At 54.7% G+C, this 23,744-nt stretch carries 22 protein-coding genes; 5 read left to right on the forward strand and 17 right to left on the reverse strand.

All coding sequences use genetic code 11. The features are described 5' to 3' along the window. Nucleotides 1-245: 245 nt before the first annotated feature. Nucleotides 246-1,877: a GMC family oxidoreductase gene (locus SMB34_RS02430; protein ID WP_051682086.1), complete on the forward strand. Its 1,632-nt coding sequence runs from the start codon at nt 246-248 to the stop codon at nt 1,875-1,877. A 67-nt stretch (nt 1,878-1,944) separates the two neighbouring features. Here SMB34_RS02430 and deoA read toward each other — a convergent pair whose 3' ends face one another. The 9 genes from deoA to SMB34_RS02470 are packed head-to-tail and all read right to left on the reverse strand — an operon-like array spanning nt 1,945 to nt 9,897. Beyond that, nucleotides 1,945-3,285, reverse strand: a complete 1,341-nt coding sequence (gene deoA, locus SMB34_RS02435) for a thymidine phosphorylase (RefSeq protein WP_037987532.1) — start codon at nt 3,283-3,285, stop codon at nt 1,945-1,947. Nucleotides 3,286-3,343: 58 nt separating this feature from the next. Next, complete coding sequence (locus SMB34_RS02440) at nt 3,344-4,150, reverse strand: purine-nucleoside phosphorylase (RefSeq protein WP_037987533.1); 807 nt, start codon at nt 4,148-4,150, stop codon at nt 3,344-3,346. Further along, the gene (cdd, locus tag SMB34_RS02445) at nt 4,147-4,566 is read right to left on the reverse strand and encodes a cytidine deaminase (RefSeq protein WP_037987534.1); all 420 of its coding nucleotides are present in this window, start codon (nt 4,564-4,566) and stop codon (nt 4,147-4,149) included. Before cdd ends, SMB34_RS02440 begins: the two co-directional genes overlap by 4 nt. 26 nt (nt 4,567-4,592) lie before the next feature. After that, nucleotides 4,593-5,021, reverse strand: a complete 429-nt coding sequence (locus SMB34_RS20840) for a BMP family lipoprotein (protein ID WP_276202139.1) — start codon at nt 5,019-5,021, stop codon at nt 4,593-4,595. Next, nucleotides 5,018-5,140, reverse strand: a complete 123-nt coding sequence (locus tag SMB34_RS21500) for a hypothetical protein (RefSeq protein ID WP_276202140.1) — start codon at nt 5,138-5,140, stop codon at nt 5,018-5,020. Before SMB34_RS21500 ends, SMB34_RS20840 begins: the two co-directional genes overlap by 4 nt. Nucleotides 5,141-5,191: 51 nt before the next feature. Continuing rightward, entirely contained in the window at nt 5,192-6,163 is a 972-nt protein-coding gene (locus SMB34_RS02455; protein ID WP_037987535.1) for an ABC transporter permease, read from the reverse strand. Then, complete coding sequence (locus SMB34_RS02460; RefSeq protein WP_037987536.1) at nt 6,163-7,281, reverse strand: ABC transporter permease; 1,119 nt, start codon at nt 7,279-7,281, stop codon at nt 6,163-6,165. Before SMB34_RS02460 ends, SMB34_RS02455 begins: the two co-directional genes overlap by 1 nt. Continuing rightward, nucleotides 7,278-8,852: an ABC transporter ATP-binding protein gene (locus tag SMB34_RS02465; RefSeq protein ID WP_037987586.1), complete on the reverse strand. Its 1,575-nt coding sequence runs from the start codon at nt 8,850-8,852 to the stop codon at nt 7,278-7,280. The genes SMB34_RS02460 and SMB34_RS02465 overlap by 4 nt, the downstream gene beginning before the upstream one ends. 49 nt (nt 8,853-8,901) lie before the next feature. Continuing rightward, nucleotides 8,902-9,897, reverse strand: a complete 996-nt coding sequence (locus tag SMB34_RS02470) for a BMP family lipoprotein (protein ID WP_037987537.1) — start codon at nt 9,895-9,897, stop codon at nt 8,902-8,904. Nucleotides 9,898-10,497: 600 nt separating this feature from the next. Between SMB34_RS02470 and SMB34_RS02475 the strand changes: the two genes are divergently transcribed. After that, a complete protein-coding gene (locus tag SMB34_RS02475; RefSeq protein WP_037987538.1) occupies nt 10,498-12,093 on the forward strand; it encodes a bifunctional metallophosphatase/5'-nucleotidase in 1,596 nt (531 codons plus the stop codon). Between the two features lie 145 nt (nt 12,094-12,238). Beyond that, complete coding sequence (locus tag SMB34_RS02480; RefSeq protein ID WP_037987539.1) at nt 12,239-13,189, forward strand: carbohydrate kinase family protein; 951 nt, start codon at nt 12,239-12,241, stop codon at nt 13,187-13,189. Here SMB34_RS02480 and SMB34_RS02485 read toward each other — a convergent pair. The 7 genes from SMB34_RS02485 to SMB34_RS02515 form a co-directional block, all read right to left on the reverse strand. Beyond that, nucleotides 13,186-14,043 (reverse strand): type 1 glutamine amidotransferase, encoded by an 858-nt coding sequence (locus tag SMB34_RS02485; protein WP_037987540.1) that lies wholly within the window; start codon nt 14,041-14,043, stop codon nt 13,186-13,188. The genes SMB34_RS02480 and SMB34_RS02485 overlap by 4 nt on opposite strands. Before the next feature lie 46 nt (nt 14,044-14,089). Next, complete coding sequence (locus SMB34_RS02490) at nt 14,090-15,259, reverse strand: iron-containing alcohol dehydrogenase (protein WP_037987541.1); 1,170 nt, start codon at nt 15,257-15,259, stop codon at nt 14,090-14,092. Nucleotides 15,260-15,288: 29 nt separating this feature from the next. Then, nucleotides 15,289-16,680, reverse strand: a complete 1,392-nt coding sequence (locus SMB34_RS02495; RefSeq protein ID WP_037987542.1) for an aldehyde dehydrogenase family protein — start codon at nt 16,678-16,680, stop codon at nt 15,289-15,291. 84 nt (nt 16,681-16,764) lie between these two features. Beyond that, complete coding sequence (locus tag SMB34_RS02500; protein ID WP_037987543.1) at nt 16,765-18,132, reverse strand: glutamine synthetase family protein; 1,368 nt, start codon at nt 18,130-18,132, stop codon at nt 16,765-16,767. Between the two features lie 256 nt (nt 18,133-18,388). Beyond that, nucleotides 18,389-19,441, reverse strand: coding sequence for a TRAP transporter substrate-binding protein (locus tag SMB34_RS02505; protein ID WP_007089880.1), 1,053 nt, complete (start codon nt 19,439-19,441; stop codon nt 18,389-18,391). A 169-nt stretch (nt 19,442-19,610) separates the two neighbouring features. Continuing rightward, nucleotides 19,611-20,936, reverse strand: a complete 1,326-nt coding sequence (locus SMB34_RS02510) for a TRAP transporter large permease (RefSeq protein WP_007089881.1) — start codon at nt 20,934-20,936, stop codon at nt 19,611-19,613. Then, nucleotides 20,933-21,442, reverse strand: a complete 510-nt coding sequence (locus SMB34_RS02515; RefSeq protein WP_037987544.1) for a TRAP transporter small permease subunit — start codon at nt 21,440-21,442, stop codon at nt 20,933-20,935. The genes SMB34_RS02510 and SMB34_RS02515 overlap by 4 nt, the downstream gene beginning before the upstream one ends. Nucleotides 21,443-21,950: 508 nt before the next feature. Between SMB34_RS02515 and SMB34_RS02520 the strand changes: the two genes are divergently transcribed. Together SMB34_RS02520 and SMB34_RS02525 are read left to right on the forward strand one after the other, a co-directional pair. Next, nucleotides 21,951-22,826, forward strand: coding sequence for a MurR/RpiR family transcriptional regulator (locus SMB34_RS02520; protein ID WP_037987587.1), 876 nt, complete (start codon nt 21,951-21,953; stop codon nt 22,824-22,826). Between the two features lie 97 nt (nt 22,827-22,923). Beyond that, entirely contained in the window at nt 22,924-23,166 is a 243-nt protein-coding gene (locus tag SMB34_RS02525; protein WP_007089884.1) for an Lrp/AsnC ligand binding domain-containing protein, read from the forward strand. 81 nt (nt 23,167-23,247) lie between these two features. Here SMB34_RS02525 and SMB34_RS02530 read toward each other — a convergent pair whose 3' ends face one another. After that, nucleotides 23,248-23,715 carry a hypothetical protein gene (locus tag SMB34_RS02530; protein ID WP_240478725.1) on the reverse strand — a complete coding sequence of 156 codons (468 nt, stop codon included), beginning with the start codon at nt 23,713-23,715 and terminating at the stop codon, nt 23,248-23,250. Between the last annotated feature and the right edge of the window lie 29 nt (nt 23,716-23,744).

Consider the following 23,744-nt stretch of genomic DNA (forward strand, 5'->3'; position numbering starts at 1 on the left):
ATGCCATCAACTTACGACATCACAATCTCTTCGCAACAGTTTGATTTTTATATAATTATTCCAATTTTCAATTACTTTCGGAGTTTTCCGTATCGCGGAACGCATCCCACCATCGATTATATTTCCGATCCCGGCGATCAATGATAGCGTTACAACCAAAATCAAATGCAGCCAATTGTGCTGCCAAAACAACGATACCACTGGGAGGATAGAAAACATGATCACACGACCTTACCCTGTCCGGAATGATCCCCGCGTCACGCAACGGAGTTCGATCATTGGATAGCTTCGATTACATTATCATTGGCGCCGGTTCTGCCGGATGCACATTGGCCAATCGCCTCTCGGAAATGGGCGATGCCAGCATTCTTCTGCTAGAGGCCGGCGGCAAGGATACCAATCCATGGATTCATATTCCCGTGGGTTACCTTTATTGCATTGGCAATCCGAATGTCGACTGGTGCTTCAAAACCGAGGCCGAGAACGGCCTGAATGGCCGATCACTGGGATATCCGCGCGGCAAGGTTCTGGGCGGATGTTCGTCGATCAACGGCATGATCTATATGCGTGGTCAGGCTGCCGATTATGATCACTGGCGGCAATCTGGATGTAACGATTGGGGCTGGGATGATGTCTTGCCGCATTTCAGAAAATCCGAAGATTACTATCTCGGCTCAGATGATATGCACGGGTCAGGCGGCGAATGGCGGGTTGAACAGGCGCGCGTGCGCTGGGAAATCCTTGATGCGTTTCAGGATGCCGCCGAACAGGCAGGCATCCCGAAGATCGCCGACTTCAACCGCGGCAATAACGAAGGGTCGGGCTATTTCGCCGTCAACCAGAAACGCGGCATTCGCTGGAATACCTCGAAGGCATTTCTGAAACCTGCCCTGTCGCGCAAGAACCTGGAACTGCGCACGCATGCGCAAGTTCGTCGCCTGATCATTGAAAACGGTCGCGTCACGGGCGTTGAATATGACCGCAATGGTCAGGTTGAAACCGTCACGGCACGTCGTGAAATCGTTCTGTCGGCCGGTGCCGTCGGATCGCCACATATTCTGGAATTGTCGGGTATTGGTCGCGGCGATGTTTTGCAAAAACATGGCATCCAGACTATCCATGAAAGCGCACAGGTCGGTGAAAACCTTCAGGACCACCTGCAACTGCGCTGCGCCTTCAAGGTCTATGGCATTCGGACCTTGAACGAACAGGCCAGCAACCTTGTCGGCAAGGCCGGGATCGCGCTGGAATACCTGTTTAATCAATCAGGGCCGATGTCGATGGCCCCAAGCCAGCTTGGCATCTTCACCAAATCCGATGCATCATTCGAAACGGCAAACCTGCAATATCATGTGCAGCCGCTGTCGCTTGAAAAGTTCGGTGATCCTGTCCATCCCTTCCCGGCCTTTACGGCAAGTGTCTGTAACCTGCGGCCACAAAGTCGCGGTAGCATCCATCTGAAATCACCCGATTTCCGCAATCAACCGGCCATCGCCCCCAATTACCTGAGCGCGGATGCCGATAAAAAGGTTGCGGCAGACTCAATCCGGCTGACCCGCAAAATTGCCAATCAGCCCGCACTTGCCCCGTACCGACCCGAAGAATTCAAACCTGGCCCGTCATACGAGACCGAGGATGATCTGGTCAAAGCCGCAGGTAATATCGGCACGACAATTTTCCATCCCGTTGGCACATGTCGCATGGGCGCAGACCCGGCATCGGTGGTTGATCCGCAATTACGGTTGCGTGGCCTTGAAGGGCTTCGGATTGCAGACGCATCCATCATGCCCACCATCACGTCAGGCAATACCAATTCACCAACCATCATGATCGCGGAAAAGGCCGCGGCCATGATTATAGCAAGCGTACGCAACTAGCCACAAAAACCAGACAAAAAGGCCGGGCAGTCACCCTACCCGGCCTTTTGCATTCTCAGTTGTGTGATCACCCTTTGGTGCGGGCAACGATCCGTTCGCGCACTGCCGCGGCAGAACCGGTTCTGGCGACCTCGCCATCACCAATTACGATTGCCTCGCGCAAAAGGGTAGTCGCTTCGTCAAGCTGTGCCTGATCACGGACATGAGCGATACAAAGGGGCGTATCGGCCGAAACGGCCTGCCCGACCTTGATGAATTCGGTAAAACCGACCGCAAAGTCGATCTTCTGATCGGCACGTGTCCGGCCACCTTTCAACGCAACCAGCGCCAGACCGACCTTGCGCGCATCCATCGATACAACGCGCCCAGTCTTTGCCGCGCTGACGGGCTTGATCATTGGTGCTGCTTCAAGATGGGCCGACGTGTTTTCGATAAAATCAGCCGGGCCGCCAAGGGCCGACACCATTTTACCAAACACCTCGGCAGCCCTGCCCGATGTCAGGGCGTCGCTTGCTTTCTGCAAACCATCGGCAACATCGGTTGCAACACCGGTCAATGACAGCATTTCCGCTGCCAGCGCCATCGTAACATCATAAACCCTCTGTTCCTGATGCTTGCCGGTCAGGAAATCAATCGCTTCGTGCATTTCAAGCGCGTTGCCGACCGTATCGCCTAGAACCTGTTCCATATCGGTCAGAAGCGCCGTTGTCGGTACACCATTGCGGGTTGCGACTTCGGTGATGCTTTCGGCCAGTTCGCGCGCACGATCATATTCATTCATGAACGCACCCGATCCGAATTTGACATCCATCACCAGCGCATCCAGACCCGCTGCCAGTTTTTTCGACAGGATCGATGCTGTAATCAACGGAATGCTTTCGACCGTCGCGGTAACATCACGAATGCCATAGAAACGCTTGTCCGCAGGGGCAAGATCCGCGGTCTGCCCGATGATGGCGCAACCGACTTCACGGGTGACCTTGGCAAATTCATCCAGGGTCGGCGCGGTGCGATAGCCGGGAATGGAATCAAATTTGTCCAGCGTCCCGCCCGTATGGCCCAATCCGCGTCCCGAAATCATCGGAACAAATGCACCGCACGCGCCAACAATCGGCCCCAGCATCAAACTGACCTTGTCGCCAACACCACCGGTCGAATGCTTGTCCACAACCGGCCCATCAAGGCCAAGCGCCTTCCAATCAAGAACTGTTCCGGAATCACGCATATTGCGTGTAAGGGCTGCGCGTTCATCCATGGTCATACCGTTAAAGAAAACCGCCATGGCAAGGGCTGCAACCTGCCCCTCGCTGATGCTTTCATCGGCAATGCCTTTGACGAAAAAGGCAATTTCGGCGTCTGTCAGAACTTCGCCTTCACGTTTCCGGCGAATGATTTCCTGCGGCAGCATGTGCTTTCTCCTGCGCGCTTATTATTGAATTACGTTTCCAAACCCGCTTGAAACAGGCTCATGCATCACTTGAAAAATAACGCAGCAGGATCTTGATTAAATTGGCAGATCCTTCTTTTGCCATTTCAAGGGTCTGTTCATGACTAAGGGCGGTCGGGCTCATACCCGCGGCCAGATTGGTGATGTTTGAAACAGCCGCCACCCGGAATCCCAGACGCCGGGCAAGAATGTTTTCCGGCACCGTCGACATCCCGACCGCATCCGCCCCCAGAACCTTAAGCGCGCGAATTTCGGCCGGCGTTTCGAAACTCGGCCCGGTGCACCAGCAATAAGTGCCTTCAAACAGATTAATGCCAAGCTCCGCCGCTGTATTTTTCAAACCCGATCCGATTTCAGGATCATAAGGCACATCCATTCCGACAAAACGATCATTACCATGATATCCGATCAACGGATTGGGCCCAAACAGGCTGATATGATCCGTAATCAGCATCAGGTTCCCCGGTGATGCCTCGGGGATAAGCGATCCTGCCGCATTGGTGAGGATAAGCCGCTCTGCCCCCAATTCACGCAATGTTTCAAGCGGCTCGCTCATCAAATCCGAACGGCCATGTTCATAATAATGCGCCCGACCCTGCATGACGGCAACGGAAACGCCCGCGATACGGCCCAGAACCAGTTGCCCGCCGTGGCCCACTACCGTCGGCTTGGGAAATCCCGGCAGGTCGGTATAGGAAATTTTGATTGCATCACTGACGGCGTCAACAACGCCCCCCAGCCCACTGCCAAGAACAAGTGCGACCTCGGCCTTAAAGCCCGGTGCCTTGGCGGCAATGATGTCCAATGCGGTTTTGACGTTGCTCATTTCAAATTCTCCGGCCCGAAGGAATGGGGAATAAGTTCTTCACGCGTCAGGGTCAGAAGCGTTTTGCCAGCATCATTGATGATATAAATCGTTGCATCCGATCCGGTGAATTCTCGGATTTTCTGACGACACCCGCCACATGGCGTACAGGCAACATCCCCCAGCCCCACAACGACGATTTCGTCAAACTTGGTTTCACCCGACAGAACCATCGCCGAAATTGCCCCAGCCTCGGCACAAACACCTTCGGGATAGGCCGCGTTTTCAACATTGCATCCGGCAATGATCTGCCCGCGCTCCGTCCGAAGGGCTGCGCCGACGTGGAATTTCGAATATGGCGCATATGCCTTGTCGCGCGCGGCAAGTGCCGCGTCAATCAAATCGCGCGGGGCGTCGGCTACAGTTTGCAATGTCATATGTCTTATCCTGTTTTTCCTGCCGCTTATCGCGGGCAGGTTCCATTCTGCATATAGTCGTGAATCGTAATCCTGCCGTTGATGATGTCGTTGCGCGCCGCATCTGCCGCATCCTTCATCGCAGGCGTGATCAGGTCCCTGTTAAAATCGTCTAACGTCCAGTCAACCCTGTCTTCGGCAAGGCCAAGACTGAGAATACCCGGTTTCCAGTCCCCATCTCGCGCCGCCGCGAATGCCTCGAAAACGGCGACCTCGACATGCTTAACCATCGATGTCAGAATCGATTCCGGATGCAGTCCGTTCTGGTTTGCATCCGCTCCAATCCCAAGCTTCCCGGCATCGGCTGTTACCTGCAAAATGCCAATTCCCGTGCCACCGGCCAGCTGCAAAACAACATCCGCACCAAGACCGATCTGTGTGGCTGCCAGTTCGGCACCACGGGTCGCGGTCCTTATGCTGCACCGGTCGAATAAACAACTGCCTGCGCGATTTCGGCGGCCTGCACGGCAAAAACCATCGCGGGTATCGAAACCGTCAGAACGGCAATGATGGAAAAGACCTGTTTGCAATTCATCACAGCCTCGTTTGCCAGTTATGCCGGATCGGGAAGCTGATCGCAGCGCGATCAGCGTTCCTTCACATAGGGACGACCAAGCGATTTGGGCGGAATGGCGCGGCCAATAAAGCCCGCCAGCAGGATCACCGTCAAAATATAGGGCAATGCCTGCACCAGTTGCACCGGTACCTCGCCAATCCCCGGCAGGATAACACCCTGCATGCGGGTTGCCGCGGCATCAAGGAAACCAAACAGCAGGCACGCAAACAGTGCCGGGAAAGGCCGCCATTTACCAAATACCATCGCGGCCAATGCAATATAGCCCTTGCCCGCCGTCATATCCTGCAGGAAGGATGCACCTTGCGCGGTTGAAAGATACGCCCCCGACATGCCGACAAGAACGCCACTGCAGATCACCGCGCGATAACGCATGCCAACCACGCCGATACCGGCGGTATCAACGGCCCCCGGGTTTTCACCAACCGCGCGCAGACGCAAACCGAAACGGGTGCGATACATCACCCACCACGCGGCTGGAACCGCCAGAAATGCGACATAGACAAGAATGTTATGACCGCTCAGCAATTCCGAATATATGGATCCCAGAACCGGGACATCGGCAACGGTATCCGCGCCGGGCAAGGTAATCGGCTGGAACCGGGAAGCATGATCAAGCGACGGCGTCTTGCCGCCTTGCGCAAACAGCGCAATCCCGACAAGTGCCGTCAGGCCCGACATCAGGATATTGATCGCCATGCCCGACACGACCTGATTGCCCTTATGCGTGATGCAGGCAAAACCATGCAGAAGCGAAAGGCAGATCGTCGTCGCGATTGCCGCCAGCAACCCGGCCCAGGGATTTCCGACATAATAAGCCACGGCAGCAGCCGAAAACGCCCCGCCCAGCATCATGCCTTCAAGTGCCAGGTTGATCGTACCCGACCGTTCCGAAAACATCCCGGCCAGTGCGGCAAGAATAAGCGGGGTCGATGTCCGAAGTGTCGCATCCAGAAGCAGGATAACCAGTTCAAAATTATCCATTATGCGGCCTCCTGCGCACGGCGGCGCAAATGCCACGCTGTATAAATCCGGGTCACGCGCGGACGGAACATATGTTCCATCGCACCGGTAAACAGGATCACAAGCCCCTGAATAACCACGACCATATCGTTCGAAATCGTCGGGATTTCAAAGCTGAGCTCCGCCCCGCCCTGATACAGCATCCCAAACAGCAATGCCGCCAGAAAAATACCAAACGGATGATTGCGCCCCATCAGGGCAACCGCGATCCCGACAAAGCCGTAACCGGCCGTAAAATCAATCAGCAACCGGTGCTGGACCCCCATCACTTCGTTAAGCGCCATGAAGGCCGAAAGCGCACCTGAAATCATCATCGCCATGATGATATAACGCCCCGGTTCGATCCCGGCATAAGTCGCGGCAACCGCATTGGCACCCACGGTGCGGATCGCATAACCCCATCTTGTATGCCAGATGAACAGCCATACCAGAACACTGCAGACAAGTGCGTAAACAAACGACAGGTTCAGCGGGCTGCTTGCCATCTCCAGACCAAGGCCCGCGGCGATGTCATGAATGAACGGCAAACGCAGATGTTCAGCGATCTGTTCGCTTTCCGGGGTCATGGACCCTTGCGGGCGCAGAACATTGACCAGAAGATAAACCATCAGCGACGACGCAATGAAATTGAACATGATCGTGGTAATCACGACATGCGACCCGCGACGTGCCTGCAAATAAGCAGGTATATAGGACCACGCCGCACCGAAAACTGCCGCGGCCAGAACTGCAACGATCAGCATGATCGGGAATGGCAGGAAATCAAGGTAAAGGGTCGCCAGAATAACACCAAGCCCCCCGACATAGGCCTGCCCTTCGGCACCGATATTGAACAGACCGCAATGGAATGCCACCGCAAAAGCCAGACCGGTAAAAATGAAGTTGGTGGTGTAATAAAGCGTATAACCCCACGCCTCTTCATAGCCGAACGCACCATAAAGCAGGATTTCAACGACTTTCGTCGGACTTTCACCAATCGCCAGAACAACAAGCCCCGAAACAACGAGTGCCAGCAAAAGATTAAGCAGCGGCAACGCGCCGACATCAATCCAGCGCGGCAGTTGAACACTGTCACTCATGCCTGCCCCTCCGCAGCTTTGGCTTCATGGGGATCAACCCCGGCCATCATCAGGCCAAGCACCCGTTCATTAGCATCAGCAGCAGAAACTTCACCGATGATGGCTCCATCACACATCACCAGTATCCGGTCGGCAAGAGACATGATTTCGTCCAGTTCGACGGATACCAGCAAAACGGCCTTGCCAGCATCACGCATCGCAACAATACGTTTGTGAATGAATTCGATGGCACCGATATCGACACCGCGCGTCGGCTGTCCTACCAGAAGAAGCTCCGGATCGCGCATTATTTCACGCGCCAGAACCAGCTTCTGCTGGTTGCCGCCGGAAAAATTGGCTGCTTTCAGATCAGGATCATTTGGCCGCACGTCGAATTCCGACATCAAATGCTTCGTCGCATCGGAAATTGCATGCCAGTTCAGGAAAATGCCCTTCTGATAGGCCGCGTCATCCTCATAACCGAGAATGGCGGCTTCCTTGGCCGAAAATGACGTCACCATTGCCATACGATGGCGGTCTTCCGGCACATGGGCCACACCGCGTTTACGCAGCTCGGCAGCATCCACACCACGCCCCGGTGTCACATCCTGCCCGTTCAACAGGACCTGTCCCTCGGTTACGGCACGGATCCCGCCAAGCGCTTCAAGAAGTTCGCTTTGCCCGTTGCCGGAAACCCCGGCAATACCGACGATTTCGCCGGCGCGCACCTTAAAGCTGGCATTCTTGACCTTGCGCACACCCTGCGATGTTTCAACACACAGATTATCAACCTCAAGAACAGTTTCCGCCGGTGCGGCTTCACCCTTTTCAAGGCGCAAAAGCACCTTGCGGCCGACCATCAGTTCGGAAAGTTCTTCGGGGCTGGTTTCGGCCGTTTTGCGATGGGCCACCATTTCACCCTGGCGCATCACGGAAACATTGTCCGTTGCCGCCATGATTTCGCGCAGTTTATGCGTGATCAGAACAACCGTTTTGCCCTGCTGTTTCAGGGTTTCCAGAATGCGAAACAGATGATCGGCTTCCTGCGGGGTCAGAACCCCGGTCGGCTCGTCCAGAATTAGAATTTCGGCCCCCCGATAAAGGGCCTTCAAAATTTCAACGCGCTGCTGCAAGCCAACAGACAGATCACCCACAATGGCATCGGGATTAACGTCGAGCGCATATTCACGCTCCAGACGTTTAAGCTCCTCGCGGGCTTTGTCAACGCCCTCGCGCAGGATCGCCCCCCCCTCGACACCCAGAATAACGTTTTCAAGAACCGTGAAGGGCTCAACCAGCATGAAGTGCTGATGAACCATGCCGATCCCGACCGCAATAGCGTCTTCGGATCCCTTTATATCGCAAAGCCTGCCATCGACATGGATGGTGCCCCCATCGGCCTGATAAAAACCGTATAGAATGCTCATCAAGGTCGATTTCCCTGCACCGTTTTCCCCGACGATGCCGTGAATCGTGCCTTTTTCGACTTTAAGATCGATTGATTTATTCGCGTGCACCGCACCGAACCGCTTGTCTATACCGCGCAGTTCAATAGCGGGTTGCACGGCACCGGTCTCCCCGGCACCGTGCATTTGATGCATCGTATCCGACACTACAAATCCCCGGTTTGTTCGTCCTGCCTTACATCGGGCAGGCGCTGTCGCTCATGTAATCGTGGACTTCAAGGTTGCCGGAAATGATTTCTTCCTTGGCTTTGGCCACAGCCGCTTTCATGTCGTCGGTGATAAGCTTTTCGTTGTTCTCGTCAAGAGCCCAGTCAACGCCGCCTTCTGCAAGACCAAGAACGGTGACGCCGGGCTTCCATGTATCGTTGGCTGCCGCGTCGAACGCTTCGTAAACAGCAACGTCAACACGTTTGAGCATTGAGGTCAGAACCGAACCCGGATGCAGGGCATTCTGGTTGGAGTCAACACCAATGCCAAGTTTGCCGGCATCCGCTGCAGCCTGCAGAACACCGACACCGGTGCCGCCTGCTGCGTGATAGACAACGTCAGCCCCTCGGTCGAACTGCGATTTCGCAAGCTCGCCACCTTTAACCGGGTCATTCCAAGCCGCACCGGTGGTACCGGTCATGTTCTGGAAAACTTCGGCATCGCCATTGGCGTGTTTAACGCCCTGTGCATAACCGCAAGCAAATTTGCGGATCAGCGGAATGTCCATGCCACCGATGAAGCCGACCTTGCCGGTTTCCGATGCCATGGCTGCCAGAACACCAACCAGGAACGAACCTTCATGTTCCTTGAAAACCACCGACTGAACGTTCGGCAGGTCAACAACCATATCAACGATCGTGAACTTGGTGTCGGGAAATTCGGTTGCAACTTTCTCAAGGGCGGACGCCTGCGAGAAGCCGATTGCAACAATCGGGTTCATGCCACGGCGTGCAAAGTTGCGCATTGCCTGTTCGCGCTGCGAATCGTTCTGGATCTCGAAATCGCGATACTCGACGCCTTTGTCGGCCTTGTATTTTTCGGCACCGTTATATGCGCCCTGGTTAAACGAACGGTCAAAACGGCCACCCATGTCGTAAACGACTGCCGGTTTGATTTCTGCTGCGCTCGCTACACCTGCATAGCATGCAACAGCCGCGACCATGGAGGTCAGAAGCTTTTTCATTCCGATGCCCTTCTATTGCTTGATTCTCTTTTATATCCCGCCAGCGCCCTTAACCGGCAGGACTCCCTCATCGAAAAAGTGTTTCATGCAGCAGCACCGCTTTTTTTGCCCCGGATACCGGTGCCTCTTGTGCGTATCTGCTACAGAACGCCTATGGTAACTACAAAATACGGTACTCTGTAAATAGCAGAGCACGGACCATTGACACAAAACCTGTCCATTCGGTCAGAATTCATTCTACCCCAGCTTGTCATTATACCGTCTATCTGCGGGGTTTCCCTTAGTTTTTACCGCATTAGCAAACGCTGACATTTCAGCCGCTGCCGATACTATTTCTCAAAGAATTTCACAATCGCACCGCGCGCCAATTCTGCAATACGGCCTGCTGGTCCGAAAACAGCGCCGTCCGATTCTGCATTGAAATGAAAATACAACGCCCCGCCCAGACAAATTCAGATCGACAATTTAACCGTCACGTCATCAACCGGGCGTACCCCCGCCGGAATTTTAATGCTAGGATCGCGTGCGTTCAGGTATTTGACTTTTCATGCCACGCCGGGTCGAGGGATCCCAGTGCAACGGCTTGTTCGGAGATAAAAAATGAAACGGAAAATTGCCGGGCTTCTTTCGGCCTGTACGATTCTGACTTTTGGTGCCGGTTCAGCACTTGCGGATTATGATCTTCGTATCCTGCATACCAACGACGTTCATGATCGCGTTGAATCAGTTACCAAATACAACAACAGCTGCAGCGCAGAAGACGAAACCGAAGGTAAATGCTTTGGCGGTTACGCGCGCCTTGCAACCGCCATTCGCGACAATCGCGCCATGGGCGGCAATGTCCTTGTTCTGGACGGCGGTGATCAGTTCCAGGGGTCGCTTTATTATTCGACCTACAAGGGCAAACTGACCGCCGAACTGATGGCAATGGCGGGTTATGATGCCATGACGATTGGCAACCACGAATTCGACGATGGTCCCAATGTTCTTGCCGCCTTCATCAAAGCCAGCAAAATTCCGGTTCTGTCGGCCAACGTCAAGCCGCTTGGCGGTTCCGGCCTTGAAGGCTTCATCAAGCCCGACACCATCGTCGAAGTCGGGGGAGAGAAAATCGGCCTGATCGGTATCACGACCGAAGAAACCCCGGATATTTCAAGCCCGGGTGACCATGTCAGCATCACCGATTCCGAAATGGCGTTGCGCTATTCCGTTGCCCGCCTGCGCCTGAAGGGCATCAACAAAATTATCGTTATGAGCCATTCCGGGTCCTACAAGGATTTTGAACTGGCAAAAACCGTCAGCGGCATCGATGTCATCGTTGGCGGACATGACAACCAGCTCTTCTCGAACACCAATGAAAAGGCCGACTATCCCTACCCGGTCGTTGAAACCGCACCGGATGGCAAACCAGTTCTGGTCGTTCAGGCCTACGCCTATAGCCGCTATCTCGGCGCGCTTGAGGTCGCCTTTGACGATGACGGCGTTGCAAAGGCATGGTCGGGCGAACCGATCACCCTTGATGCCAGTATCAAACCGGCCGAAGACGTTCTGGCGAAAATAGCCGAAGTCAGCGGTGCGGTCGATGCCATTCGCACGGTTGAGGTCGGAAGCTTCACCACGGCCGCCGATGGATCGCGTGAAAGCTGCCGCGCGATGGAATGTGCTATGGGTTCCCTGATTGCCGATGCCATGCTGTGGAAAGCTGGCGAAGGGTATCAGATCGCCATCCAGAATGGTGGCGGTATCCGTGCCAGCATTGACGAAGGTACCGTGACAATGGGCGAAGTCCTGACGGTTCTGCCGTTCCAGAATGCTCTGGCAACCTTCAAACTGACCGGTGCCGATGTCGTGGCGTCCCTTGAACATGGCGTATCAATGGTGTCCGAGGGCAAGGGCCAGTTCCCGCAGGTTTCCGGTCTGAAATTCGATCTGGACCTTAACGCACCGGTCGGATCGCGCATATCCAACGTTATGGTCGATGAAGGCGGTACTTTCGTTCCGATTGATCCGGCCAAAACGTATGGCGTTGTTTCGAACGACTTCATGCGCAATGGCGGGGATGGTTATGCCCTGTTCCGCGATAACGCAACCGATGTCTATGATTTCGGTCCGAACCTTGAACAGGCAGTGGCGGAATATATCGGCATGAATTCGCCGATGACCCCGGCACCCCATGATCGTATCATGATGAAATAAACCCGAACTAACCAGGTTAGCCAAAGGGCGGCGCACGATGATCCCGTACGCCGCCCTTCTTGTTTTGCTTGCGTTGAATTGACCCCGCAGCTTATGACTTTGCGCCAGCCATCAAAGATCGTTTAACAATAAACAGAGCATCATCTTGATAAACCCTGCCAGCAACATCCTTTGCCTTGGCGCAGCCCATTTTGACCGAACCCTGCAATGCACAGAAACATTCGTGCCTGCGGCGTCAAACCCTGTCCGGACCCTGCACCGAAAACCCGGTGGCGTCAGTCGCAATATCGCGGTTCACCTGCGGTTGCTGGGATGTAATGTCGGTATGCTGGGTGCGGTCGGCGACGATGGCGACGGCGATCAGATCATCCGCTCCTTATCGGAAATCGGTATCGATACCCGGCAAATCCGCAAAATCCCCGGCGGCCATACCGCGGGTTACACCGCCATCCTTGACGAAACCGGCGAACTGGCCCTCGGCCTGATGGATGCCGAAATCTATGACCGCCTGACATACGATCTTCTGGCTGATCAACTGGCAAATATTCAAAACTGGCCCTGGTGGATGGTCGATGCCAATCTGCCGACCGAAACGCTGATCTGGCTAGCCGACCAGAAAGGCACATCACGCTTTTGTGTCGCGACCGTATCCCCGTCAAAATCGGCACGCTTCAAGCCACTTCTGGACAAACTTGATGTCCTGATCGCCAACCGGGCCGAAGCAAAAGTTTTATCCGGTATTGAAATCAACGACATTGATGATGCCAAAAACGCAATCACGGTTCTACGCGATCATGGCATTCCCCATATTGTCATAACGCTGGGTGCCAAGGGTGTCGTATCTGCCGATGGCCGTGAAACTGCCTTCTGGCGTCCTTTGCCCACCAAGGTCGTTGACGTCAATGGAGCCGGGGATGCGTTTTATTCGGGCTTCCTTTCGGCGTTCAGCAAACTGGAAACCGGCTTTGACGCCGCGATTGGTACCGGCCTTGCCATGGCAAGTCTGACGGCGGAAACCCACGGCACAACTGTCTGGAACCTTGATAGTAAAACGGTTCAGGAACGCGCGTTAAACGCCTACAAAGAAACGATCTAACTGCGAATTTTACCGACTGAATACTTCAACCAGTTGCCAAGTTCCAGCAATCTGCGTTCATAGCGCAGCGCATCATTATCAATCCCGTATTGCCACGCAAGATCGCGCCGATCCGGGTCCTGATGCAGCGTCATCCAGTTGGTCGCCATGGTTTCAAGCGCCCCCTGATCGGCGAACAATCCGGCATCAATCAGGCGCTGCCCGTACCGCCGGAAAATGGCGGCAAGTTCCGCCAGCGTATATTCGGGATGATATTGCACGCCCCAGAATTTCAGGCCGTCATTTTCCATCACAAACGCCTGAATATGGCTGTGTTCGTTCCCGGCAAGGATCACGGCCCCCTTGGGCGGAACCGATACTTCGTCCATATGCACGGTCAGTGCAGAAAAACAGACCGATTTCCCGCGATACATCGGATGCGCAACCCCTGCCCGGTTCAGGCGGATCATGCGGCCCACGCCGATCTCGCGCCCATTGGGCGATGCACGCACTTCACCGCCAAACGCACGGGCAACAATCTGCATGCCCCAGCAACTGCCAAATACCGGCACACCGGATTCAACCGTCGCCTTGGCCAATGGCAACTGGTTTAAAACCGCGTCTTCATCGATATAGGCATTCAGCGCCGAACCGGTCCACGCAATGCCGTCAAAATCGGTAAGCTTCACACCGTCGGGAAGACAGTCCGGCCCATCATCCGCAGGCCGGACAATCGTAACATCAAGTTCAGGATCAAGGCGTCTCAGGGCCGCTTCATATCCCTCGCCCGATGGCGATCCCCCCAGTGAACGGTTCAATTCATTCACTTCGTGGCGATTGCCATCGACAATCAGGATTTTTCTGACGTTTTCCATGATAACACCCTGATCCCGTTATTGTTCTGGTTATCGTTTCTTGAACTTAGCCAAGCTCGCCGACACAGGCACGACGGAAGATTTCGGCATAATCAGCCACCGAAAGTTCAATCGGGTTGCCACCATCGGACGGATCACCCTTGGCTTTGGTCGCGACTTCGTCGGCTCGGTTTACGTCGACACCGATTTCCGCCAGCGTATTGACGATGCCAAGACGGGTACGGAACGCCAGAACCCATTCAAACAGGGTGTCAAAGCCCGGTGCGGCAAGGCCCAGCAAACGGCAAATCGTTTCGCAATTGCCTTCAATCGCACGGCGGTTGGCCCGCATGACATACGGCAAAAGGATGGCATTGGTCAGACCATGGTGGGTATCAAAAATCGCCCCGATCGGATGGGCCAGTGCGTGAACACCGCCAAGCCCCTTCTGGAAGGCTGTTGCCCCCATCGACGCTGCCGAAAGCATATCGGCGCGTGCCTCGATATCCTTGCCATTGTCATAGGCGCGCGGCAGCGCGTCGGCAATCAGGCGCATACCTTCAATGGCCACACCATCCGCCATCGGATGATAACCCGGCGCACAATGGGCTTCGAAACAATGAACAAACGCATCGACACCAGTGGCCGCCGTCACATGCGGCGGCAGGCCAATGGTCAGTTCCGGATCGGAAATCACGATTGCTGGCAACATCTTCGGATGGAAGATGATTTTCTTTTCATGCGTGTCTTCTTTGGTAATCACGCTGGCACGGCCCACTTCGGAACCGGTGCCCGACGTGGTCGGAACGGCAACAATCGGGGCGATACCAGCCGGATCGGCGCGGGTCCACCAATCACCGATATCCTCGAAATCCCACATCGGGCGGGTCTGCCCTGCCATCAGAGCAACGGCCTTGGCCGCGTCAAGGCCCGAACCGCCACCAAAGGCAATCACACCGTCATGACCGCCGGCACGATAGACCGCCAGACCGTCTTCAACGTTTTTGCCTGTCGGGTTGCCTTTGACCCCGGCAAACAGCCCGGTCGGAAGTCCTGCGGCTTCGTTTGCGGCAATCGCATCACGTACCATCGGCAGATCCTTAAGACCCTCGTCGGTGATCAGCAACGGCTTTTTCATGCCGGTTGCCTTGCAGGCATCTGCCAGTTCTGAAATACGGCCCGGACCAAAACGCACGGAGGTAGGGAAGTTCCAGTTTCCAACAATCTTCTTGGTCATTTCTGTATCCTTTGCGCGCAAACGCGACGTTAAATCTTGGTCCGCAGGTGGAAGCTTTTCGGCCGGGTCAGGGATTCGTAACCCAGTTTCGAAAGCGTGCATCCACGTCCCGAATTTTTCACACCCGTCCAGGCCAGTGCCGGATCAAGGTAATCTGCACGGTTCATGAAAACCGTTCCGGTCTGAAGCCGGTCACCAATCGAAAGGGCGGCATCTTCATCCGCCGTCCAGATCGATGCCGTCAGGCCGAATTCACTGTCATTCATCAGGGCAATGGCTTCCTCGTCGGACGTCACTTTCATGATGCCGACAACCGGGCCAAAGCTTTCCTCGCTCATGACGCGCATCGAATGATCGACATTGATCAAGACCTGCGGTGCCAGATACGGGGTGCCTTCCTTGTTGGCGGCAAATTTCGACGGGTCGATCAATGCCTTTGCGCCGTCGCGGATGGCATCGGCAATCTGGCCCCGTACGAAGGCCGCTGATGACGCACGCACCATCGGGCCAAGATTGGTTTCCGTATCAATCGGGCTGCCAAGGCGGTATTGCGATACAAGATCGGCAGCCTTCTCTACAAAGGCATCAAAAACGCTTTCATGGGCGTAAATCCGTTCAATCCCGCAGCACGACTGTCCGCTATTAAAGAACGCGCCATCAATGACGTTTTCCACCGCATGATCGATATTGACGTCCGAACGCAGATAAGCCGGGTCCTTGCCGCCAAGCTCCATACCGGTCGCGATGAACTTGCCACCAACCGCTTTCTGAACCGCATGGCCGCCCGGCACTGAGCCGGTGAAATTGACGAAATCAACACGGATGTCGCCCATCAGTTTTTCCGCATCCGCATGGCTCAGATGCAGATACTGGAACAATCCCTTGGGCAGACCGGCGGCTTCAAACGCATCGGCAAAGCGTTCTGCACAAAGCGGGGTCTGGTGCGAATGTTTCAGCACCACCGCATTCCCGGCCATAAGGGCCGGAACAACGCCGTTCACAGCCGTCAGATACGGGAAGTTCCACGGTGCGATAATCGCAACAACGCCCAATGGATCACGACGGATGAAACGGTTAAAACCGGGCTTCTCGCCCGGATTGTAATCGCCAAGCGCCTCAGGTGCGATGTCGATCATATAATCGGCGCGTTCCTTGAAACCGTTAACCTCGCCACCGGCTTGCGAAATCGGACGGCCCATCTGCCAGCTGATCTCAGCGGCAATTTCATCCTTTTTCGCAACAAAGGCGGCAACCGCCTTGCGCAGGATTTCCTGACGTGTCGCGACCGGCACATTGCGCCATTCGGCCTGTGCGGCACGGGCAACATCAAGTACCTTGTTGATCTCGGCTGCACCGGCAAGCGGACGCTCGACATAAACGGATCCATCAACGGGCGAGATGGTGCGTAAACTCTCAGACATGATGCCTCACAATTGGAGAATGAGTTAGGGCGCGAAGATATGTGACCAGGCGCGAAGCGACGATGCGTCGCCGCGTGCAACAGATCAAATGATTTCGAAGTAACGCTGCATTTCCCAGTCGGTAATCGCCTTGCGGAATTCGCGTTCTTCCCATTCCCGCGACTGGGCGTAATGGGTCACGAATTCTTCACCAAACAGCGATTTTGCCGCCTCGGATTTGCGCAAACGTCCGGCTGCCTCGTAAAGCGTTGCAGGTAAGCTCGTATCTTCGGGGAATTCCTGCGCATAGGCGTTGCCGACGACCATTTCGCCCGGCTCCACCTTGTTTTCAATGCCCCAAAGCCCCGAGCCGATTGCAGCCGAAAGCGCGATATAGGGGTTAATATCCGCCGCCGCAATGCGATATTCAATGCGTTGCGACTTCGCACTGCCCGGAATAACGCGAAGCGCTGTGGTACGGTTTTCAACACCCCACGTTGCCGTCGTCGGTGCCCAGAAACCCGGGATCAGTCGCGAATAACTGTTTACCGTGCAGGCCACCATCGACAGCAGTTCCGGCATCAATTTCTGCTGACCGCCGAGGAACCAACGCATTTCATCGGACATATTGTGCGGCTTGTTGGCGTCATAAAATGCCGCCCGGCCATCCTTGCCCTTGATCGAAACATGCATATGCCCCGACTGTCCCGGCCAATCAGGTGACCATTTCGCCATAAAGGTCGCCATCCATCCGGCACGCTGGGCCAGAACCTTGGTAAAGGTTTTGAACAATGCGGCTTTATCGGCGGCTCTTAATGCTTCGTCATGACCGATGGCGGCTTCCAGCACACCCGGACCGGTTTCGGTATGAAGTCCCTCAATCGGGAAATCCATGCTTTCACCCAGTTCAAGCAGGTCATGATAGAATTCCGAATGCACGGAATTGCGCAGCATCGAATAACCGTAAAAACCCGGCGTAATGTTCTTGAGATTGCGATAGTTCTTTTCACGCACAGAATGCGGATCTTCCTCGAACAGGAAAAACTCGAACTCGCAGGCAGCCGACACGTCATATCCCATCTGATCGGCTTTATCGAGGACACGGCGCAATGTGCCACGCGGGCAAACCGTTTCCGCCCGTCCCTCGAACTCGCCAAGGAACAGGACGGTATCGTCTTCCATCGGCAATTCGCGGCAGCTTTCGGGGATCACGCGCACCGGTGCATCCGGATATGCCGTGTGCCATCCTGTAAACTCGGATTTGTCATAGAGCTGGTCATTTGAATCCCAACCCAGAACCACATCACAAAAGGCAAAACCGGAATCGAGTGCCGACAGGAATTTTTCGCGATGCATGTATTTGCCGCGCATGATTCCGTCGACGTCGAAAATACCGATTTTGACGAATTTGATGTCTCGTTCCTTAATCAGTTTTCGTGCGTCATCGGCGGTTTTGACATCCTTCGCCTGCATCGGCGGCCTCCTGTGATTTGGGCTTTGTTATTGTGTCGGACTGACCGGTTCCTGCCCGTTTTTGGTCATCGCGTCTTGTGACGTCTTGCTGCGTAACATAAATTACACTATGTAACAAATAAACATAAATTTTGATTTTTTGTATTATTTGTTACAAACCGGAACATCAACTAAACCCTAGGGAATGCAGGGAGCACAGACACAAATGATGCGCCTGCGCCCCCTGCCCGGTCAAATGTGACCATTCCCGATTGGCTTAGCTGTAACGATACGGCTTGCCCGCTTTTTCCATCACAGCAGCATACTGTTTGAAGATGTCCACAACTCTGGCGCAACGCGGGCTGGTCTGTGCAATCTCGTCCCAGAATTTATGTGCTTCGGCTTCAACCGTCGCCCATTCCGCATCGGGGATCGAGGTCAGCTTCAGCTTCGTACCCTGGGTCCGAAGCTTGGCTTCACCACCCCAGTACCAATGCTGGCGATAATAGTGCGAGCTGTCCATGCACAGCTTGAACAGAACTTTCAGATGTTCCGGAAGTTCGTTCCAGCGTTCTTCATTGGCAAAGAAAGAACCACACCATGCACCGGAAATGTTGTTGGTCAGGAAGTAGTTGGTCACATCGGCCCAACCGACCGTGTAATCCTCGGTGATGCCCGACCACGCAATCCCGTCAAGCTCGCCGGTCTGAACAGCAACCTCGATATCTTCCCACGGCAGGGTGACCGGTACAACGCCAAAGCGCGACAGGAACTTGCCTGCCGTCGGGAAGGTAAAGACGCGTTTGCCTTTAAGGTCTTCCAGACTGTTGATCGGATCAACGGTTGCAAAATGGCACGGGTCCCATGAACCGGCCGAAAGCCATTTGACACCTTCAACTTCGCCATATGCCTCGTCCCAGATTTCATTCAGGCCGTATTCCTCAAACAGAACCGGAACATCAAGGCTGTAACGGGTCGCAAACGGGAAATAGCCACCAAAGACCGAAATATCGACCGGAGCCGCAATCGAGTCATCATCGGACTGAACCGCATCAATGGTACCGCGCTGCATGGCACGGAACAGCTCGCCGGTCGGAACCAGCTGATCGGCGTAATAAAGTTCGATTTCCATTTCACCGTTGGCGACCTTGTTAAAGGCATCAATCGCTGGCTTGATAACATGCTCGCCCAGTGCCGGACCGGCATAGGTCTGCAAACGCCAGGTGATCTTGGCATTCTGCGCCTTGACATAAGGTGCGGCAAAGGCGGTCGTACCCGCTGCTGCGGTTGCAACACCGGCTTTTTTCATAAAGTCGCGTCTCGTCGTCATTGTATCATCTCCCTGATCGATGAAGTTCGTTAACGCATTCATTAACTGCCCTGCCCGCCTAACGGGTCTGGCAGCGCCTCCTGTTGTTGGAAATTCAAACCTCCCCTGAATTGATTTTGTTTTGAACGGCGGGGCCTTCTGCGACCCCGCCGGTATCGGATTCGTATTGTTACCGGGCGTAATGCCATTCCGGCAGCCACAGCGCGATCTGCGGGAACACCATCACAATGCCAAGCGCCATCGCCATGATGATCACAAACGGTGTGATGGATTTATAGATGTCCTTTAACGTCACCTCTGGCGGGGCCATGGCACGCATCAGGAACAGGTTGTAGCCGAACGGCGGCGTCATATAGGCGATCTGGCAGGTGATGGTATAAAGCACGCCATACCAGACCAGATCGAAACCAAGTGCGCCGACCAGCGGCACATAAAGCGGTGCGACAATCACCAGCATCGCCGTGTCATCAAGGAACATGCCCATCAGGATGAAGGAAATCTGCATCATGATCAGGATCTGCCACGGACCAAGTCCAAGCTGATCGACAAAGAAACTTTCAATCGCCTTGACCGCACCCAGCCCGTCAAACACCGCACCAAATGCCAGTGCCGCCAGAATGATCCACATAAACATGCAGCTGATCGAAAGTGTCTTGCGAAGGGTTTCTTCCATGACCCCACGGGTCAGGCGACGCTTGGCAAAGGCGGCAATGGTCGCGGCAAGTGCCCCCACCGCCGAACTTTCCACAAGCGACGTAATCCCCATCAGGAACAGACCGGTCATCGAGAAAAAGATGAACAGCGGAACAATCCCCGCCTTCAGCAATCCGATCTTGTCACCCCAGGTGATTTCCGCGCGCTCTTCCTTGCTCAGTGCCGGGCCCATATCGGGCTGCAGCCAGCAGCGAATGGCGATATAAACGATGAACATCGCGGCCATCAGCAACCCGGGAAATACCCCCGCCAGCCAAAGCTGCCCTACAGGCTGACGCGCGATCATGCCATACAGCACCAGAACCACACTTGGCGGCACAAGGATGCCAAGCGAACTGCCCGCCTGAATAACCCCGGTCACCATAATCTTGTCATAGCCGCGTCGCAAAAGTTCCGGCAGCGCGATACTCGCTCCGATCGCCATGCCCGCAACGCTCAGCCCGTTCATGGCCGAGACCGCCACCATCAAAACAATCGTCCCGATGGCAAGGCCACCGCGGACCGGCCCCATCCAAACATGGAACATCCGGTAAAGATCGTCTGCCAGACCGGATTCGGAAAGCATGTAACCCATATAGACAAACAGCGGCAGTGTGAGAAGCGGATACCACTTCATCAGCTTCATCGCTGCACTGAACGCCATTTCAGAACCGCCATCCCCCCACATGCCAAGCGCGAAGACAACGGCAACAAAACCAATGGCACCAAAAACCCGTTTCCCAGTCAGAAGCATCAGCATCATCGTGGAAAACATCAGAAGAGCGATCATCTCATAACTCATGAAAGGCTCTCCCCGCGGGCGGCTGCCACATCTTTGAAGAAGGTTGCAATCGCCTGCAGCAACATCATGAACACGCCAAAGGTCATAATCGCCTTGATCGGCGACATCGGCGGCGACCACGCGGAATAACTGGTTTCACCATACTCGAACGCATAGGCGGTCGATGAAACGCCGCCATACAGCAGAAACGCCAGATAGAAGATCAGAAACAGGATTGTGATTGCATCAAGCCCGGCCTGTTTGCGCGGCGACAAGGCGCCATACAGCAAATCCATCCGAACGTGCGAGTCCAGCTGCATGGAATATCCCCCACCCAGTAGGAAATACGACACCATCAGGAACTGCGCGGTTTCCAGCGTCCAAAGGGCCGGAAATTCCATAAGCTTGGTGGCCGCGGAATATAAAAGCACCGCAAGCATCGCAAAGATCAGATACATCGCAAACCGGCCGATGATCCGGTTCACGCAATCGACCCATCTGACGTAGGTCTTGATAAATTCAGGCATCTAACGCCACCCCAACATCTCCCTGTTCTATCGGTCGCAACAGCGGCTGGCCTGTCATCTGCAAATACGATCCTCACCGTTCGCATCCGGCGGACACGAACGGTGATCCGAAATGCCTTACCGCCCGGAAAAACCCGACAGGTCGAACATCGACACCAAATCTGGATGGAAGTATCCGCAGCCCTGACAACCCATATTGCATCCCCTTGTCTGCACTACCTTTTGCAAGGCCGTACCGTGTGATGAACCGCCTCCCGGGCGACCGACTTTTGCCAAGCCGTTGAATTGTTGCACCGCTTTTTGCGGCGCGGGTTTTATCCCCTCTGTAACGAACGTTACATGATTTCAATTTTGATGACAAGAATATCAAATATTGTAAAATTCATTACAATCATTGTATTTGTATGTCAGACAAGGTAAACCGCGCCCGAACAATGCATAAGCGCACTTTGCGGGTGTTTGGCCATTCCATGCGGATGGCATAACCGGGGAAATCTCGCCTTTGAATGTGAAGCAGCAGGCTACAAAGCCAACGGTCGCCGAACAGATCACGCAAAAAGCCGATACACTGACCGCATCGGAACGCAAGCTCGCCCAAGCTCTGCTTGGTAACTATCCGATGGCTGGCCTTGAAACGGTGGCGACCTTCGCCGAACGGTGTGGCGTTTCTGCCCCAACGGTGCTGCGTTTTGCCAGCAAGATCGGCTTTGACAGCTATCCCGACATGCAGGCGCGCCTGCGCGGCGAACTCGAAGCCCGCCTGCAATCGCCTTTAACGCGAAGCAGTCTGCCCCGCTCGCGCAATCATTCCGGTCATCCGATGGGGGAATTGCTTCATGAAATGACTGAGGCCACCATCAGCAACATCCGCACAAGCCTTGCCAATATCAATCCGGCCGAACTGCAAAGTGCCATCGAACTGATCGGCGACTGCAAGGGATCGGTCTATATCCTTGGCGGGCGGTTCACCTCCGCCCTTGCGGTATATGCCTATGAACATCTGCGCACCATGCGAAGCCACGTTAGGCGCGTTTCGGGCCAAAGTGCCAAATGGGCCGAAGACCTTCTGGATATCGGCAAACGCGATGTGCTTCTGGTCTTCGACGTCCGGCGTTATCAGGCCGATGTCATTGCCTTTGCCGAGGCCGCCGCAAAACAGGACGCCAAAATCATCCTGTTTACCGATCAGTGGCTCAGTCCGATTGCGCAATTCGCCCGGCATGTCTTTCCGGTGCGCATCGAAACCGGCACGACATGGGATAGCTCGGCGGCCAGCATGGTGATGCTTGAAACCCTGCTTGAAGGGGTCGGGCAGCATAACCCGGAACAGGTGCGTGCGCGCATCAAACATCTTGAAATGCTGCGCCGCCCGCCGCAATCGTAATACGTAGCGTATATTCGCCGCAGTAATGATTGAAACCACCGCCGCACCGCGATAGCTTGGGGCATAATTTTTATCCCCAAATACCGGAGCCGCACCGATGCATCCCTTTTTCATTTTCGTGAAATGCGATCTGGGCAAAGCCTATGACGTTGCCACAGCACTGGTCGAGGAAATCGAAGGGGTCTCGGAAGTCTATTCGATCTCCGGCCCGTTCGAACTGCTGGTCAAGGTCTATATCGAGGACGGGCAGGATATCGGGCGCTATGTGAACGAAAAAATCCATCTGCTGCCCCATATCAAGGACACCCAGACAATCATTACCTTCAACGCTTTCACCTGATTTTCTGCAAAGATAAAAGATATACTAACAAAAAACGCGGTGAGATTTTCGCCGCGTTTTTTGTCGGTACCGCATCTGATGCTAGTTGCGCACCACATCGCGGATCACATCAAGGATGATATCGGTCCCCTTTTCAATCAGGACCACATCATTGCCGACAATCTGGCGAATGGCATCCGAACGATATGGCAGACGCGACTGAAAATCCGCCGGAAGATCGCGCTTGGCAATCCCCGGGGGTAAGGTGCCGCCGCGCTCAAGCTTCATGGCAATGCCTGGTGGCAATCCGTCTTTGCCGTTGTCCTTGCTCTTGCCACCTTTGCCTCGATTTTCGTCATCGCCAATATTGCGGTCAACCGCATCAAGCACGTCATAAATGATACGCCGTTCTTCTTGGCTAAAACCACCCGATTGCGCGATTTCGTAAACTGGCGCAGCAGCCGGTTTGCTCGCAGCCGCCGTTGCCGTCAGAACCATCACTGCCAGCAAGGTCGAACCCGCAAGTAACAATGGTTTGGCGATGGACTTGAACTGATCGAAATACATCATCGCAACCTCGTCGGATTATTAAAGCTGAT

Source organism: Thalassospira permensis NBRC 106175 (genome assembly GCF_000714555.1).
GTDB classification, from domain to species: domain Bacteria; phylum Pseudomonadota; class Alphaproteobacteria; order Rhodospirillales; family Thalassospiraceae; genus Thalassospira; species Thalassospira xiamenensis.

What these genes read in the sequence shown, in the direction of transcription:
- SMB34_RS02490 (WP_037987541.1), bottom strand. Translation starts at nt 15,259, where the DNA reads ATGACCAAGAAGATTGTTGGAAACTGGAACTTCCCTACCTCCGTGCGT.
- SMB34_RS02530 (WP_240478725.1), bottom strand. Translation starts at nt 23,715, where the DNA reads ATGATGTATTTCGATCAGTTCAAGTCCATCGCCAAACCATTGTTACTT.
- SMB34_RS02470 (WP_037987537.1), bottom strand. Translation starts at nt 9,897, where the DNA reads ATGAAAAAGCTTCTGACCTCCATGGTCGCGGCTGTTGCATGCTATGCA.
- SMB34_RS02500 (WP_037987543.1), bottom strand. Translation starts at nt 18,132, where the DNA reads ATGCAGGCGAAGGATGTCAAAACCGCCGATGACGCACGAAAACTGATT.
- SMB34_RS02475 (WP_037987538.1), top strand. Translation starts at nt 10,498, where the DNA reads ATGAAACGGAAAATTGCCGGGCTTCTTTCGGCCTGTACGATTCTGACT.
- SMB34_RS02485 (WP_037987540.1), bottom strand. Translation starts at nt 14,043, where the DNA reads ATGGAAAACGTCAGAAAAATCCTGATTGTCGATGGCAATCGCCACGAA.
- SMB34_RS02515 (WP_037987544.1), bottom strand. Translation starts at nt 21,442, where the DNA reads ATGCCTGAATTTATCAAGACCTACGTCAGATGGGTCGATTGCGTGAAC.
- deoA (WP_037987532.1), bottom strand. Translation starts at nt 3,285, where the DNA reads ATGCTGCCGCAGGAAATCATTCGCCGGAAACGTGAAGGCGAAGTTCTG.
- SMB34_RS02525 (WP_007089884.1), top strand. Translation starts at nt 22,924, where the DNA reads ATGCATCCCTTTTTCATTTTCGTGAAATGCGATCTGGGCAAAGCCTAT.
- SMB34_RS21500 (WP_276202140.1), bottom strand. Translation starts at nt 5,140, where the DNA reads ATGAATTGCAAACAGGTCTTTTCCATCATTGCCGTTCTGACGGTTTCG.
- SMB34_RS02495 (WP_037987542.1), bottom strand. Translation starts at nt 16,680, where the DNA reads ATGTCTGAGAGTTTACGCACCATCTCGCCCGTTGATGGATCCGTTTAT.
- SMB34_RS02465 (WP_037987586.1), bottom strand. Translation starts at nt 8,852, where the DNA reads ATGCACGGTGCCGGGGAGACCGGTGCCGTGCAACCCGCTATTGAACTG.
- SMB34_RS02460 (WP_037987536.1), bottom strand. Translation starts at nt 7,281, where the DNA reads ATGAGTGACAGTGTTCAACTGCCGCGCTGGATTGATGTCGGCGCGTTG.
- cdd (WP_037987534.1), bottom strand. Translation starts at nt 4,566, where the DNA reads ATGACATTGCAAACTGTAGCCGACGCCCCGCGCGATTTGATTGACGCG.
- SMB34_RS02430 (WP_051682086.1), top strand. Translation starts at nt 246, where the DNA reads ATGATCCCCGCGTCACGCAACGGAGTTCGATCATTGGATAGCTTCGAT.
- SMB34_RS02510 (WP_007089881.1), bottom strand. Translation starts at nt 20,936, where the DNA reads ATGAGTTATGAGATGATCGCTCTTCTGATGTTTTCCACGATGATGCTG.
- SMB34_RS02505 (WP_007089880.1), bottom strand. Translation starts at nt 19,441, where the DNA reads ATGACGACGAGACGCGACTTTATGAAAAAAGCCGGTGTTGCAACCGCA.
- SMB34_RS02455 (WP_037987535.1), bottom strand. Translation starts at nt 6,163, where the DNA reads ATGGATAATTTTGAACTGGTTATCCTGCTTCTGGATGCGACACTTCGG.
- SMB34_RS02440 (WP_037987533.1), bottom strand. Translation starts at nt 4,150, where the DNA reads ATGAGCAACGTCAAAACCGCATTGGACATCATTGCCGCCAAGGCACCG.